This window comes from Rhodanobacter sp. BL-MT-08, assembly GCF_054161255.1.
Genome location: NZ_CP167872.1, coordinates 255,352 through 271,215, shown reverse-complemented (window position 1 = coordinate 271,215; position 15,864 = coordinate 255,352). Strand labels below are relative to the sequence as shown.

The 15,864-nt window shown below is 63.6% G+C and carries 12 protein-coding genes; 10 read left to right on the top strand and 2 right to left on the bottom strand.

Annotation, left to right across the window (positions count from 1 at the left end):
• Positions 1 to 12: 12 nt before the first annotated feature.
• From ACDK93_RS01140 to ACDK93_RS01100, 9 genes are all read left to right on the top strand, one after another.
• Complete coding sequence (locus tag ACDK93_RS01140; protein WP_458070753.1) at positions 13 to 1,503, top strand: efflux transporter outer membrane subunit; 1,491 nt, start codon at positions 13 to 15, stop codon at positions 1,501 to 1,503.
• A 147-nt stretch (positions 1,504 to 1,650) separates the two neighbouring features.
• On the top strand, positions 1,651 to 2,769 hold the full coding sequence (locus tag ACDK93_RS01135; RefSeq protein WP_458072313.1) for an efflux RND transporter periplasmic adaptor subunit: 1,119 nt from the start codon (positions 1,651 to 1,653) through the stop codon (positions 2,767 to 2,769).
• 88 nt (positions 2,770 to 2,857) lie between these two features.
• Complete coding sequence (locus ACDK93_RS01130) at positions 2,858 to 4,384, top strand: DHA2 family efflux MFS transporter permease subunit (RefSeq protein WP_458070752.1); 1,527 nt, start codon at positions 2,858 to 2,860, stop codon at positions 4,382 to 4,384.
• A gap of 141 nt (positions 4,385 to 4,525) precedes the next feature.
• Positions 4,526 to 5,047 carry an acyloxyacyl hydrolase gene (locus tag ACDK93_RS01125; protein WP_458070751.1) on the top strand — a complete coding sequence of 174 codons (522 nt, stop codon included), beginning with the start codon at positions 4,526 to 4,528 and terminating at the stop codon, positions 5,045 to 5,047.
• Between the two features lie 142 nt (positions 5,048 to 5,189).
• Positions 5,190 to 6,653: an MATE family efflux transporter gene (locus ACDK93_RS01120; RefSeq protein ID WP_458070750.1), complete on the top strand. Its 1,464-nt coding sequence runs from the start codon at positions 5,190 to 5,192 to the stop codon at positions 6,651 to 6,653.
• Positions 6,654 to 6,849: 196 nt separating this feature from the next.
• A complete protein-coding gene (locus ACDK93_RS01115; RefSeq protein WP_458070749.1) occupies positions 6,850 to 8,505 on the top strand; it encodes a multicopper oxidase family protein in 1,656 nt (551 codons plus the stop codon).
• Between the two features lie 208 nt (positions 8,506 to 8,713).
• The gene (locus ACDK93_RS01110) at positions 8,714 to 9,175 is read left to right on the top strand and encodes a hypothetical protein (protein WP_458070748.1); all 462 of its coding nucleotides are present in this window, start codon (positions 8,714 to 8,716) and stop codon (positions 9,173 to 9,175) included.
• Positions 9,082 to 10,752, top strand: coding sequence for an alkaline phosphatase family protein (locus tag ACDK93_RS01105; protein WP_458070747.1), 1,671 nt, complete (start codon positions 9,082 to 9,084; stop codon positions 10,750 to 10,752). Before ACDK93_RS01110 ends, ACDK93_RS01105 begins: the two co-directional genes overlap by 94 nt.
• A gap of 96 nt (positions 10,753 to 10,848) precedes the next feature.
• Positions 10,849 to 11,334 carry a DUF3617 domain-containing protein gene (locus ACDK93_RS01100; protein ID WP_458070746.1) on the top strand — a complete coding sequence of 162 codons (486 nt, stop codon included), beginning with the start codon at positions 10,849 to 10,851 and terminating at the stop codon, positions 11,332 to 11,334.
• Positions 11,335 to 11,530: 196 nt separating this feature from the next.
• Here the strand turns inward: ACDK93_RS01100 and ACDK93_RS01095 are convergent.
• Positions 11,531 to 13,068, bottom strand: a protein-coding gene (locus ACDK93_RS01095; protein ID WP_458069793.1) for an IS3 family transposase whose coding sequence is annotated in 2 segments (ribosomal slippage) — positions 11,531 to 12,609 and positions 12,609 to 13,068 — 1,539 coding nt in all. Because the reading frame shifts where the segments join, the coding sequence is not laid out codon by codon here.
• A 466-nt stretch (positions 13,069 to 13,534) separates the two neighbouring features.
• Between ACDK93_RS01095 and ACDK93_RS01090 the strand changes: the two genes are divergently transcribed.
• The gene (locus ACDK93_RS01090; RefSeq protein ID WP_458070745.1) at positions 13,535 to 14,026 is read left to right on the top strand and encodes a YybH family protein; all 492 of its coding nucleotides are present in this window, start codon (positions 13,535 to 13,537) and stop codon (positions 14,024 to 14,026) included.
• A 354-nt stretch (positions 14,027 to 14,380) separates the two neighbouring features.
• Here the strand turns inward: ACDK93_RS01090 and ACDK93_RS01085 are convergent, their stop codons facing one another.
• Positions 14,381 to 15,478, bottom strand: a complete 1,098-nt coding sequence (locus tag ACDK93_RS01085) for an IS110 family RNA-guided transposase (RefSeq protein ID WP_458070744.1) — start codon at positions 15,476 to 15,478, stop codon at positions 14,381 to 14,383.
• Positions 15,479 to 15,864: the final 386 nt, after the last annotated feature.

The window sequence follows — 15,864 nt, the reverse complement described above, 5'->3', positions numbered from 1 at the left end:
GGACCTCGACACATGCGCCTGCATCGACTCGCAGCAGCGACTGCTTTCACCCTGGCACTGGCCGGCTGCGCCAGCAGCGGCGGCCTGCACTCGGACGGCTCGCTGACCGACCCGAGCTCGCTCAAGACCGAGCAGAGCCTGGCCCGGCTCAACGTGTCGCCCGCCGCGTGGCCAAAGGCGGACTGGTGGACCGGCCTGGGCGATCCGCAGCTCAGCGCCTTGATCGACGAAGCGCTGAAGAACAACCCCGATCTGGCCATGGCCGATGCGCGGGCGCGCGAAGCGCAGGCCCAGGCCGGCATTGCCAACGCGGCGCGCCTGCCGAAAGTCAACGCGGGCGGCAGCGTCGGTGACGCGCGCCTGCCGGTCACCGCGCAGCCGCTCGGAAACGGTCACGCCGCGCCGTTCAAATACGCCGATGTGAGCTTCAGCTGGAGCCTCGACCTGTGGGGCGGCAAGCGCGCCGCGTGGGAAGCCGCGCTAGGCCAGGCCCGTGCCTATGAGATCGAGCGCCGCGCCGCGCGCATCGAGGTGTCGGCCAACGTCGCCCGCGCCTATGTGCAGCTGGGCTATGCGTACGCCGGCCAGGACGTTGCCAAGGCGGAACTCGCGCGCGCCGACAGTGCACGCACCCTGACCCGCCAGCGCGTGGCCGCCGGTATCGACAATCAGATCCAGCTCAAGCAGAGCGACTCCGAAGTCGCCAGCGCCAACGAGCAGCTGGCCATCGCCAGCCATGCCATCGAGACCGCGCAGTCGATGCTGTCGGTGCTGCTCGGTAAGGGCCCGGATCGCGGCCTGGCGATCACCCGTCCGAAGGCGCTCAATCCTGCGGCCGTCGCGGTGCCGGACAACCTGCCGGTGGACCTGATCGGCCATCGCGCCGATCTGGTGGCCGCACGCTGGCGCGTCGAGGCCGCCAGCAAAAACATCAAGGTCGCGCAGACGCAGTTTCTGCCCAACGTCAGCATCGGCGCCTACGCCGGACTCATCGTGCTGGGCGGCGGCAACCTCTTCGAAGCGCCGGCGCGTTTCTTCAGCGTGGCGCCGTCGATCAGCCTGCCGATTTTCGACGGCGGCCGCCTGCGCGCCAATCTCGCCGGCAAGGACGCGCAGTACGACGAAGCCGTGGCGCAGTACAACAAGATTCTGGTCGGCGCCGTCAACGACGTGGCCAACGACCTTGCGGGCCTGCGCTCGCTGCAGGATCAGATCACCGCGCAGCAGCAGGCCATCGACGCGGCCGACGGCGCGTGGCAGCTGGCGCAGCAGCGCTACCAGGCCGGCATCGGCAGCTATCTGGAAGCGCTCAGCGTGCGCCAGCAGCTGCTCGCCGCGCAGCGCGAGATGGCCGGCCTGCAGTCGCAACAGGTCGATCTTTCGGTGCAGCTGATCCAGGCGCTGGGCGGCGGTTTCCGTCCGGAAGGCCTGCCCGGCCAGGACGGCGCCAGGCCGACGAACAGCTCCGCTTCCCCTTCTTCCCCTACCCCTTCACGTTCCTGAGGCAGCATCATGTCCAGCCAACCACCCGATCAGAACAATAAAGCTGATCCAAACAACGCCGGTCAGGGCAAGCCCGATCAGTCCACGCTGGCCGGCAAACCCGCCCAGACCAACGCCGACAAGCCGAAGAAGAGTTCGCGCGGCCTGATGCTGCGCATCCTCGTCGTGGTCGTGGTGCTCGGCATCATTGCCTGGGCGCTGTGGTATTTCCTCGACGGCCGTTGGCACGAGAGCACCGACGATGCCTACGTCAACGGCAACGTGGTGATGGTTACGCCTCAGGTCGCCGGCACGGTTGTGAGCATCGGCGCCGACGATGGCGACCGCGTGCACGCCGGCCAGGTGCTGGTGCAGCTCGACCCCAGCGACGCCGAGGTGATGGTGGCCGAAGCCAAGGCCAACCTCGCCAACACGGTGCGCAAGGTGCGCGGCCTGTACGCCAGCGTCGATGGCGCCAAGGCGGACGTGGCCCAGCGCATGGTGGCGCTGCAAAAGGCGCGCGCCGACTACAACCGCCGTCGCGAGCTGGCCAAATCCGGCGCGATCTCGGCGGAGGAACTGTCGCATGCCCGCGACGCGCTGGATGCCGCGCAGAGCGGCCTGACCTCGTCGCAGCAGCAGTACCAGAGCAACAAGGTGCTGGTGGACGACACCGTGGTCGCTTCGCATCCGGACGTGCAGGCCGCCGCCGCCAAGTTGCGTTCGGCCTATCTCGACGACGTGCGCTCGACCCTGGTGGCACCGGTGGACGGCTATGTGGCCAAACGCTCGGTGCAGGTCGGCCAGCGCGTGATGTCGGGCACGGCGCTAATGGCCGTGGTGCCGCTGCACGCTGTGTGGATCGATGCGAACTTCAAGGAAACCCAGCTGACCAAGATGCGCCTGGGCCAGCCGGTGGAAATCAGTTCGGACGTCTACGGCAGTGCGGTGAAGTACAAGGGCCGTATCGAGAGCCTGGGCGTGGGCACCGGCAGCGCGTTTTCGCTGTTGCCGGCGCAGAACGCCACCGGCAACTGGATCAAGATCGTGCAGCGCATTCCGGTTCGCGTGTTCTTCGACGACCTGCAGCAGCTGGACAAGCATCCGCTGCGCCTGGGCATGTCGGTGACGGTGGACGTGGGCCTGCACGACCAGAACGGCCCGACCCTGTCGCAGCATTCGCCGACCCAGCCGGTGTTCAGCACCGACGTCTACAAGCAGCAGCTGGCCAAGGCCGACCTCGAAATCGCCAAGGTCATCCACGCCAACATGGCTGGCAGCAACTGATCGCGTAGCTCGACATCAGCGCGAAGGCGGCCATGCCGCCCCGCGCTGATGCCCACGTGCCCGACACTCTTTACCGACGCAGATCCTCATGGCCGAAGCATTCCGTCCACCCAACCTTGCGCTGAGCACGATCGGCCTGTCGCTGGCCACGTTCATGCAGGTGCTGGACACCACCATCGCCAACGTGTCGCTGCCGACCATCGCCGGCAACCTCGGCGTGAGCAGCGACCAGAGCACGTGGGTGATCACCTCGTTCGCGGTGAGCATGGCGATCTCGCTGCCGCTGACGGGCTTTCTCACGCGCCGCTTCGGCGAGGTGAAGCTGTTCGTCTGGAGCACCCTGCTGTTCGCGCTGACCTCGTTCCTGTGCGGCATCTCGCAGAGCATGGGCATGCTGATCATGTTCCGCGCCATCCAGGGCGCGGTGGCCGGTCCGATGTACCCGATCACGCAGAGCATGCTGATCGGCATCTATCCGCCGGAGAAACGCGGCATGGCGCTGGCGCTGCTGGCGATGGTCACGGTGGTGGCGCCGATCGCCGGCCCGATTCTCGGCGGTCTGATCACCGACAATTATTCGTGGCCTTGGATCTTCTTCATCAACGTGCCGATCGGCATCTTTGCCAGCATGGTGGTGGCGAACCAGATGAAGGGCCGCGTCGAGCAGCTGCAGCGACCGAAGATCGACTATATCGGCCTGATCACGCTGATCATCGGCGTGGGTGCGCTGCAGATCGTGCTGGACAAGGGCAACGACGAGGACTGGTTCAACTCGAATTTCATCATCGTCACCAGCATCATTTCGGCGATCGCGCTGATCGTGTTCGTGATCTGGGAAATGACCGACAAGGACCCGATCGTCGATCTGCGGCTGTTTCGCCACCGCAATTTCCGCTACGGCACGCTGGCGCTGGTGCTCGCCTACGCCGCGTTCTTCGCCATCGGCCTGCTGGTGCCGCAGTGGCTGCAGCGTAACCTTGGCTATACCGCCACCTGGGCGGGTTACGCCACCGCGCCGCTGGGCATCATTCCGGTGCTGCTGACCTTTGTCGTGGGCAAATACGCTACGCGTTTCGACCTGCGCCTGCTGGCATCGGGCGCGTTCCTGGTGATGGGCGCCACCTGCTTCATGCGCTCGGATTTCTATCTCGACATCGACTTCTACCATGTGGCGATAGTGCAGCTGATCCAGGGCCTGGGCGTGGCGCTGTTCTTCATGCCGGTGCTGACCATCCTGCTGTCCGATCTAAAGCAGAGCGAAATCGCCTCCGGTTCGGGACTGGCCACCTTCCTGCGCACGCTGGGCGGCAGCTTTGCCGCCTCGCTCACCACCTTTCTGTGGGACCGCCGTGCCATCGTGCACCATGAACAGCTAGCCGAGGGCATCACGCCGTACAGCCCGACCGCTCAGACCGCCATCGCCCAGCTCGGGCACGGCGATGCAACGAGAGGCAGCTCGATGATCAACAACATGATCACCCAGCAGGGTTACCAGATCTCGTTCAACGAAGTGTTCCACCTGCTGGGCTGGATCTTCCTTTCGCTGATCGTGGTGATCTGGCTGGCCCGCCCGCCGTTCGCGGCAAAGGCCGGTCCGGCCGCTGGTGGTCACTGATGCGGCCGCATCGATTCCGTGCCGTGGCCCGGCCTGACGTTCCATCCGTTGAACGGCCTCTGCGGTAAGCGAGCATTCACTTTCAAGCGACGCGCCATCGCAAATCATGGCGCAAATCATTTCGGCAACTACGGACCCGTCATGCACCTCTTTCAGAAATTTCTGTGTACCAGCTTTACGCTTGGCCTCATCGGCCTGAGTCTGCCGGCGGCCGCGGCGACCTTCGAAATCGAAGCTGGCCGCAGCTATTCCAACAGCCACGGCACACCGGCCGTGTTTCTGGAAGGCGTGTTCGATGCGCAGCCTATCGGCAGCAGCAACTTCTCCTGGGCGCCGGACGTTTCGCTGGGCTGGATCGATGGCCGCAATCTCTACAACCATCGCATCGAAGGCGAGAACACCCGCGACAACGCCTTCCTGCTTGGCGCCGGCGCGCGCTTCCAGTACGGACAACAGGGTGACTGGTACCGCCACCTGTTCTTCAGCTTCCAGCCCACCTACAACACCGGCCGCACGCCGGCGCTGAGTGGTCCGCTGGAGTTCGCCAGCACGCTGGGCTGGCAGGGCAAATATTTCAGCGTGCAGCTGCGGCACATTTCCAACGCGGGCATTCACGAGCCCAACCGCGGCGAGACGATGGCGCTGGTTGGCGTGAGCTTCTGACCGCCGGCCACTTTGGTTTTACAGGAAAGAAAACCCCCGGCCCGGCGCCGGGGATTTTCTTTTTGGGCGGGGCGACCAGGCCTTCGACACCGAACTGAGCGATGATGCGTCGGTTGCATAGGCCCATTCCGGAACCATCGCCATGTCCATACCGCGACTACAGCAACCCTCGAAAGCCAAAGCGTCGCTGACCTCGGGCCCAATCGCTTCCACGCTGCTGTTATTCGCGCTGCCCATTCTCGGCAGCACCGTACTGCAGTCGCTGAACGCGTCGGTCAACGCGATGTGGATCGGCCATTATCTGGGCGAAGCCGCGCTGTCGGCGGGCAGCAACTCGTCGCTGATCATCTTTCTGCTGCTCAGCATGGTTTTCGGCGTCAGCATGGCCAGCACGATTCTGGTGGGCCAGAGCCTGGGTGCGCGCAATATCGACGAGGCCAAGCGCGTGGTCGGCACGGGCACCGGGTTCTTCGTGGCGCTGTCAGTGCTGGTGTCGCTGGCCGGTTACCTGGGCACAGCTTCGATCCTTCGCCTGCTCGGCACGCCGACCGATGCGCTGCCGTTCGCGATCGCCTATCTGCACGTGATCTTTATTGCGATGCCGGCGATGTACTTTCTCAATTTTCTGATGATGACGCTGCGCGGCGCCGGCGACTCGAAAACGCCGCTGCTCTTCATGGGGCTGGCGGTGCTGCTGGATATCGGGCTCAACCCGCTGCTGATCTTCGGCATCGGTCCGTTCCCGAAGATGGGCATCGCCGGCTCGGCCACCGCCACGCTGATCGCGCAGATCATCGCGCTCGCTGCACTCATCATCACGCTGTATCGGCGCAAGCATTTTCTGCGGCTGACCGGCGCCGAGCTGGGCTATCTGAAACCGGACCCGGCGCTGCTGCGCGCGCTGGTATTCAAGGGCCTGCCGATGGGCCTGCAGATGATCGTGATTTCCAGCTCGGCCATTCTGATGATGCGCCTGGTCAACGCTTACGGCTCGCATACCGTGGCTGCCTACGGCGCGGCCAGCCAGCTGTGGACCTATGTGCAGATGCCGGCGATGGCGATCGGCGCGGCGGTATCGTCGATGGCCGCGCAAAACGTCGGCGCGCGCCTGTGGGACAGGGTCGGCCGCATCGCGCGCACCGGGCTGATCTACAACTTTCTGCTGGGCGGCACATTGATCGGCATCATTTACCTGTTCAATCGCGCCGCGCTCGGGCTGTTTCTGCCGCACGATGGCGAGGCGATTCGGCTGGCGATGCATTTGAACGTCATCGCGGTGTGGTCGTTCCTGTTCTTCGGCGCAACGTTCGTGCTGTTCGGCGTGGTGCGCTCCACCGGCGCCGTATGGCCGCCGCTGTTCGTGCTGCTGATTTCGATGTGGTTTATCCGGCCACCGTTCGCGCTGCTGCTGCAGTCACGGCTGGGCGCGGATTCGATCTGGTGGAGCTTTCCGCTGGGGTCGCTGGTATCGATGCTGATGGCGATCGGCTATTACCGCTACGGCGGCTGGCGACGCGCGCACATGCTCCAACCCACGGCGGCCGAACAGGCGCCCACCACAGGTCAGGGCGTGCCGGCCACGGCAGTCATGCCGGTTACCGACTGACGAAAGTTCTTTCAGGCGGCGGCGAGCACGTCGTCCGACATCACGCAAGATAAAGCTGCCATGCGACTGTCATTCGGCCTGCCTAGAGTGGCCTGATGATTTTTGCGCCCCAGCTTGCCCGCTCGATGTCCGCTTTCTTCTGCTGCCTGGAAGCGGCTCCGGCAAAAAGCCGTCCGCAGGCGTGGAGTCAGAAACCATGACGCTCACGCGCCGCCGCTTTCTACTCGGCGCCGGCAGTTTCGTAGGCGCCTGCGCGCTGGCCGACGCGCTGCAGCTGGCGCGCGCGACCGCCGCGCCCGGCATGGCCATGCCGATCAAATCGGCAGACATGAAAATGCCGCAGCTGGCCGCGCCGAAGGTGCCGCTGCTCAACCCGACGTCGCTGAGCAAATTCGTCGATACGCTGCCGATACCGCCGATCGCGCGCGCCGTCGGTGAGCGCGCGCATCCGGCTTATCCGGGCCGCACACTGCCGCTTTACCGCATGCAGATGCAGGCGTTTCGATCCAGGCTGCACCGCGATCTGCCGCCGACGCCGCAGTGGGGCTACAACGGCAGCTCGCCCGGGCCAACCATCCAGACCACGCGCGGCGAACCGCTGCTGATCGAATGGGCCAATGGATTGCCGACCGAGCACTTTTTGCCGATCGATCACACCATCCACGGCGCGGAAAAGGACAAGCCCCTCGTGCGTGCGGTGACGCATGTGCACGGCGCGCGCGTGCCGGCCGGCAGCGACGGCTGGCCGGAGGACTGGTACGTGCCGGGCAAATCCCTGCAGTTCCACTACCCCAGCGTGCAGGACGCGGCGACGCTGTGGTATCACGATCACGCCATGGGCATCACTCGGCTCAACATCTACGCCGGACTGTTCGGCGCCTTCACCGTGCGCGACGCCGAGGAGCAGGCGCTGAATCTGCCTTCGAGCGAGTACGACCTGCCGCTGATTCTCTGCGATCGGCTGATCGCGAAGGACGGCCAGCTGTACTACCCGGTGTCCGACGATCCCGCCGCGCCGTGGGTGTCGGAGTGCCACGGCAACGCCGTGCTGTGCAACGGCAAGCTGTTTCCGTACATTGAGGTCGAGCCGCGGCGCTATCGGCTGCGCCTGATCAACGTGGCCAACACCAGCTTCTTCGACCTGTCGCTGTCGCACGATCATCCCTTCCAGCAGATCGCCAGCGATCAGGGCCTGCTGAGCGCACCGCTGGAACGCTCGCATATCCAGCTGTACCCGGCTGAACGCGCCGAAGTGGTTATCGACTTTTCCAGAATGGACGGCCAAACGCTGCAGCTGCGCCAGCAGTCCGAAGGCATTCTGGAATTTCGCGTGCGCGATCGCGGCCAGCGCGATACCTCGGCGTTGCCGGCGGCGCTGCGCACGGTGCCGCGCATCGATCCGGCCAGCGCCGTGCAGCATCGCCAGCTCGCGCTGGGCGAGCAGGACGACGCCGGTGGCAATGCCATGACCATGCTGCTGGACGGCAAGATGTGGTCCGACCCGATCAGCGAAAAGCCGCGCCAGCACAGCACGGAAACCTGGAGCTTCGTCAACGTCACCGGTGACGCGCATCCGATCCATCTGCACCTGGTGCGCTTTCAGATCATCGATCGCCGGCCCTTCGACCTGTTCGCGTGGAACGCGCATCGCACGGTCAAATACACCGGCCCCGCACAGCCGCCACCGCCGCACGAGGCGGGCTGGAAAGACACCGTGCGCGCCGACGCCGGCATGGTCACGCGCATCGCGGTGCGCTTCGACGGCGAGCCGGGCCGCTATGTCTGGCACTGCCATTTCCTCGAGCACGAGGACAACGAAATGATGCGTCCGTACGAGCTGCTACCCGCCTGACATCGCGTGTTCCTGCGGATCGACGCAGATGTTTTTACGATGTCGCCGCACTGTCACGCGGAGCGCGTCGGCTGTCTCTTGCGCGCCAACGGAGCGTCATCTTGGCGGATCAGACTGCCGCCGACCGTTGCGCCGGCAAGGCCCGCGGTTACGAATCAGGGGGAAACGATTCGATTGCAGCACTGTTGCCACTGCAGGAGACAAAGTCATGCGCTCACCGATTCATCGCAAGCACCACAAGCCGCTGTTGCTTGGACTGCTCACCGCTACCGTCGCCGGTATCGTCAGCGCGCAGAGCATCACACCACCGGACAAGGATGCCGCGTTCCGTCAGGGCATACCCGCGGCCGCCTCCAAACATCAGGCCGGCCTGCCCGGCGGTATCGTCACTCTCCATACGCCCGGTGCTGATCGCAGCGGCTACACCCTCACGCCGATCAAGCACGTGATCCTGCTGATTGGTGAAAACCGCACCTTTGACCACATCTTTGCTACTTATACGCCGCCGCGCGGCCAGAGCATCACAACCTGCTGTCCGAAGGCATCGTCAACGCCGACGGCACGCCCGGTCCCAACGTGGCCAAAGCACAGCAGTGGCAGGCATCGCAGACGGGCAATTACTCCAGCACGCCCACGCGCACCACGCCATTCGCCATGCTGCCGTCGATGAACACCGGCGGCGCACCAACGCAGGCGCCATTCTCCTCCGCCGCGCAGGCGCAGTCGGTCGAACCGGCGCTGCCGAGCGATGCCTACCAGCAGCTGGCCGAGGGCGGCACCGGCCTGCCCAACGACGTGGTCGACACGCGCTTCCCCACGCAGCTGGCCAACGCGCCGGTCGACATGCACGCGTCGCTCAGTTACGACGACTACGCCAACAGCCCGGTGCACCGTTTCTTCCAGATGTGGCAGCAGCTCGACTGCAGCATGCAGAGTGCGACGGCGACCAACCCAAGCGGCTGCCGCGCCGATCTTTTCCCGTGGGTGGAAACCAACATCGGCGCGGGCAACAACGGCAAAACTCAGCCGGCCAACTTCACCAACCAGAGCACTGGTGAAGGATCCACCGCGATGCAGTTTCTCAACGTGGCCAAAGGCGATGCACCCTACTTCGCCGAGCTGGCGAAAACCTATACGCTGAGCGACAACTTTCACCAGTCGGTGATGGGTGGCACCGGTGCGAACCACATCATGCTCGGCTACGGCAATCCGATTTTCTACGCCGACGCCAACGGCAGCCCGACCACACCACCGAACAACCAGATCGAAAACCCTAACTCGCAGTCCGGCACCAACAACTGGTGGGTACAGGACGGCTACGGCGGCGGCTCCTACGTCAACTGCGCGGACGACACGCAGCCCGGCGTGGCGGCGGTAAAGGGTTATCTCGGCTCGCTGCCGTACCGCACCTTCCGCGGCACCGACTGCAAGCCGGGCGCGTATTACCTGGTCAACAACTACAACCCCGGCTACATGGGTGACGGCACGCCCGCACCGCTGGGCAGCACGCAGTTCACCGTTCCGCCGACCAGGCAGGACAACATCGCCCTTCTGCTGAGCAAGCACAACGTCAGCTGGAAGTACTACGGCGAAGGCTGGGGCGACGGCAAGGAAAACGGTGAGGCAGGCACCTTCTGCAACATCTGCGATCCGTTCCTGTACTCCACCCAGATCATGACCAACCCGACCCTGCGCGCCAACAATCAGGATATCAACGACCTCTACACCGACATCCAGAACGGCACGTTGCCCGCCGTCTCCATCGCCAAACCCGACGGCATTCTGGACGGCCATCCGGCCTCGTCGAAACTCGAACTGTTCGAAGGCTACGTCAAGAAGATCGTCGACATGGCCAAGGCCAATCCGGCGGTATGGAACGACACCGTCATCATGGTGACCATGGACGAAGGCGGCGGCTACTACGACTCCGGTTACGTGCAGCCGATCGACTTCTTCGGCGATGGCACGCGCATCCCGCTGCTGGTGATCTCGAAGTACTCGCAGGGCGGCCGCGTGGTGCACACGTATTACGATCACGTTTCGTTCGACAAATTCGTCGAAGCCAACTGGGACCTGGATGCCACCATCTCGCCCCGCAGCCGCGACAACCTACCCAATCCGATTGCGCTGCGCCGCAATCCTTACGTGCCCGTCAACGCGCCGGCAATCGGCAATCTGATGGACATGTTCGACTTCTCGAACGGCGGCTGGACGGCTGCGGCCGTGCAGGATGGCAAGCAAAACTGATGGAATAAAACCGTGCGCTTCCTGCTGATGCAGAAACGCACAAAGGCCCCGGGCATGCCCGGGGCCTGCTTTGTTTTTACCACTGGAGATTGATGGATGATCCATCGACCGATTCGACATGTACGACGCGCGTTTCAGACGTTCCGTCTTCGACGTCGCTCTATCGCGCTGCTGTTTCTCGCCGCAGCGCTTGGCAGCACCGCCACCCTCGCCGACCCCGGCGATTTTCAGGCGATGCCCGGCCTGTGGAAAATTGTCACCAGCATCGTCAGTCACGGCCAGGTTGTGGGCCAGTCGAAAACCACCTGGCACTGCGTCGACGAAGGCGCTGACCCATGGGTCGAGTTCGCCAATATCGATATACCAAATCAGACGAAATGTTTGCCCAGCAATCAACACCGCCGCAGTACCGCGCTGGACTGGACGTTGAGTTGTCCTGGGAATACGTCAGCCACCGGCAAGGGCCGCGTGGATTTTGATTCGCCGGAGCATTACGTGGCGAGTGTTGCGATGAAGGGTGAGGGGGACGTGGTTCGCGTTGAGGGGAAGCGGTACGCGGCTTGTACCAGTCCGAGTGATTGAACTTTTTGCAGTGATTCTCTTCGAGCCTGCGCGTGTCATTCCCTCTTCCCAGGCTTTATTGGGTAGAGGGCTGGTGTGAGGGGTCGTTCTGTTTTTGTTGTTTCTTACAAGCAGAGCTTTCGCACTCCTACGGAGCGCGAGGTACTTCTCTTTTGCTTGTCCACGGCGTGCGTCAAGGTAGTTGTCGCGTCGTGCGTTATGCCGCGTGCTTCAGTTCGGTTCGTTCTGGGTTGAGATAGACCTCGTTGGCGAGTGTCCAGTCGCGCGTATGCCGCGCCCAGCGCGCGGGATGTCGTTGACGTGCCTTCGCATAGAGCTCGGCACGTGCGGCCAACAGGCGTTCTGCATGACCGCAGTGGCGCTGGCTGGGCGTGACGTAGTTGAGTGCGCTGTGGCGGTGCTCGTGGTTGTACCAGGCGACGAAGCGGTTGACCCATACGCGCGCCTCGTCGATCGTGTCGAAGGGGCGTTCGGGCCAGAGCGGGCAGTACTTCGCCGTGCGGAACAGCGCTTCGGCGTAGGCGTTGTCGTTGCTCACCCGCGGACGACTGAACGACGAGGCGACGCCAAGTTCGTGAAGCGTGGCGAGCATGACGGCACCCTTCATCGCCGAGCCATTGTCCGAGTGCAGCACCAGCGGCCGACCGACGATGCGTTCGCGCAAACAGGCCTTCCTGATCAAGTCACTGGCATGATCGGATGACTCGGCCTCGTGCACCTCGTTGGCCACCAGCAGGCGGCTGTGGATGTCCTTGACCATGTACCAGTAAAAGTAGCGGCCCTTGACGGTGCTGGGCATCCAGGTGATGTCCCAGCACCAGACCTGGTTGGGGCCGGTCGCCCTATGGGTGGTGGGCGCACGACGCTGGGGCGCCTTGCTGCGTCCCCGATGCGCGGTTTGACTGGCCGCTTTGAGCACGCGGTAAAACGTCGACTCACTGGCCAGGAAGATGCCTTCATCGGCCAGTTTCGGCACGATCTGGTGCGGCGTCATCTGGGCATGGGCCGGTTCGTTGGCGACGGCCAGAAGGTGCCGACGTTCTTCGTCACTGAGCTGATGGGCCGGTGCGGGCCGATGCGCCTGTGGGCGCGCATCTTCGGGCTTCTGCCGCCATCGCTGCACCGTGCGGATGCTCAGCGCCAGCATCGCGCAGGCTGGCGCAAGCCGCGCCCCGGCAGCCACCGCGTCATCGAGAAGAGCCAACGCCTCGCGGCGATCTGAGGGAGAGGTCATGCGTCCTCGTCCTTGCCCCAGATCGCCTCGGCTTTTTTTCGCAGCACCAACAGCGCGGCGGTTTCCGCCAACGCCGCATCCTTGCGGCGCAGTTCGCGCTCCAACTGCCTGATGCGCTCGCGCGCCATGCCGCTATCGGGCTTCACCACACCTTGGGCGGTGGTCATCGGCGCATTGGCCTGCTCGCACGCCACGCGCCATTGCCGGATCTGCTCCGGCAGCAACCCTATCCGGCGACAGTACTCGGAGAGCTCTGCCTCATTCATCGGCGCACTTTCCACCACGATCCGAAATTTCTCCGGACCGGACCAACGCTCGCTTTGTCCGCTGTCCTTACGCACCAGCGATCCCTCGATCAGCGCTGCATTTCGCCACGTCCGCAGCGTGACTTCCGTAATGCCCGACGCCAAGGCCAACGCACGGATTCGGCGGTTCGTCGGTGGCCCCATCTGTTCGATCGCCCATTGCCGCTGTTCGGCTGTGTAACGTACCCATTTCATGCTCTCGCTCGCTGCCGCCTTCCAGTGTGATTGATCAAATCAAACGAGGCGACAACTAGTCTGACGTGGAGGGTCCAAAAGAGAAGTACCCAAGAGAAAACGACACCCCACTTGGCGCTTGCCGGGCTGCGCCCGCCAAGTACGTGAGCCGAGGCCGGGCTTTTCGACAGCGCATCCATGCACTGACGAAAAGGAATCGGCGTCCATGCCGATCCCCCTAAGGGCCTGTCGACCTCGCCTCACCGCCGCATAGGGGAGTTTGAAAAACAGTGCGCGCTTCGTAGTGACATTCGTTCAACGCAAATGAAGCGACAAGAACTACCCGGCAATCTCAGGCCGTAAGTATTTTGCGAATCGATCAGCGAGATATGCAAAGTCATAATTTAGCTAGATCGAACAGTGCGTTTTCCACGACCTGAAGTCTTATGAACGTTAGAATTTCGAGACTCCATCAGGGTTGAAACGTATGACCCGCTCCACCGTGGCTTTCGTCGTCGTTGCGCTCCTGCTGGTGTGGAAACCACTACTCGGGCAGAACAGCCCAGAACAGCCCAAGCCCGCACAGCTTTCCACTGTCGCTTTACCACCTGAGCTGAATCGAGTGCTTCGCGATTATGAGCGTGCTTGGCGCGAGCGCGACGCGGTGGCACTAGCTTCACTATTTGCAGAGGACGGATTTGTCCTGCAGAACAATCGTTCGCCAGTCCGGGGACATTCGGCTATCCAGGCAGCCTTTCAAGGTCACAGCGGTGGCCCATTGCGGTTGCGCGCGCTCGCTTTTTCGACTGGAGACACGATTGGGTACATCATTGGCGCTTACGGTTACGGCGATGCACCGGGCGATGCGGGAAAGTTCACTCTCACTTTGCGTCGTGCACCAGGCGGGCCGTGGCTAATCTTTTCGGATATGGACAATCTGAACATCGTGCCAAAAAGCCAGCGTGTCTCAGAGCCATAGAGGGAAGACTAACCATTCCGTAAGAGACTTCCCGTCAACACCGCCCGCTTGATGTTCTTGCCTTGAGCTTTCAGGCTTTCGCTGGTCATCGTGTTGTCCTCTGTGTTGCGTCGTGCGTGTCAGTGCTTGCGGCGTTGAACGTTGCCAGACTGCATTTCCGTAAACGGTCTTGTTGCATCGATGGTGCCGATGCGGACCAGGGTATAAACCGCGCCCGGAGACCTCATTCGTTCATCGGTGTCGTCGGTGTTCGAGGATCAGCCGAAACACTTTGTAGACGTCCAAATGGTTAGTCAGGTTCTCTCCGGGTGGGTCTGACCCGTTGCTACCGCTGCGCGCTGACGTGGAACCTTTTCATGCCATGGCGGCGACCGTCATGGCGCAGTGGCTGTCCGCACGACGCGCCATCGGGTGCTTCACGCTGGCGTGCGGGTCGTAGTCGAGATCGTGCGCGAGCATCGCCCATAGCTGCCGTGCGTGCTTGTTGGCGATCGCCACCAGCACCTTGCCGAAGGGCATGCGGCCGTCCAGTTGCCGTATCCATTGCTGCTCGGGTGTGCACCTTTCCACGCTGACCGCCTTGGCGCGCTGCAGGCTGCTGCGTGCGCCCTGGATCCGCAAGGTGCGCAAGTACGCGTCACCGCGGCAGCTGATCGTGCCCAGTCGCGTGTGCCCGCCGCTGGAATGCTGGGTCGGCACCAGACCCAGCCACGCGGCGAGCTGCCGTCCGTTCCTGAACTCCCGGGCGTTGCCGACGCTGGCCACCATCGCATCGACCGTGATGGGGCCGACGCCCACGATCGCACCGATCCGCACGCACCGCGCGTCCTGTTGCGCGTGGGCCTCGATGCGTGCGCTGCACGCCTCGATCGCCGCGCGCAACTGCGCCCAGTGCGCGCTGAGGTCACGCAGCAACGCCTTGAACTCGTCCGGCAACCCCGCCTGCTGATCCAGCGTTTCCAGCACACGGCGCAGGGCGACGTCACTTTTTGCCACCACGATGCCGAACTCGGCCAGCAGGCCGCGCAGGCGGTTGCCGATCGCCAGCGACTCGGTCTTGTAACCCTCGCGCACCCGATGCCACGCCAACCGCGCCTGCTGCTCGACATCCTTGACCGGCACGAAGCGCATGTTGCCCTGACGGGCCGCCGTGGCAATCGCCTCGGCGTCGTTGCGGTCGTTCTTGGCGTTGCGGCTCTTGCGGAACGGGGTGACGAACTGGGCGGCCATCAGCCGCGGCTGCAGCCCGTATTCCAGGCAACGCCGGGCCCAATGGTGCGCGCCGCTGCACGCCTCCATCGCTACCACGGTACCGGCCGGCCGCTGGGCCAGCCACAGCGCAAACGCCTCGCGACCCAGATCACGCCGGCCCAGCACATGGCCCGCCGCGTCCATCTCGCACACCGAAAACACGCTCTTCGCCAAATCCACGCCAATGGTTATAGTGCTCATGGAGACTTCCTCTTCAAGTGACGGTTGATCCGCATCACCATCATGGCCCTCGAGGCCGAAAGGGGGAGGAAGTCTCTTTTTACTCATTCAAACCAAACCGCTTCGCAGCGGGTACCAATTCAAGCGTTAGACATCTCGATTTGATTCGCGGGAAAGCCGCTCTGCTTTTCCACTTCCCTATGCGGCGGTGAGGCGAGGTCGACAGGCCCGCAGGGGGATCGGCATGGATGCCGATTCCTTTTCGCCAGGGCAGGAGCCCTGTCGAAAAGCCCGGCCTCGGCTCACGGACTTGGCGGGCGCAGCCCGGCAAGCGCCAAGTGGGGTGTCGTTTTCTCTTGGGTACTTCTCGTTTGGACGAGCAAAAGAGAAGTACCTCGCGCTCCGCA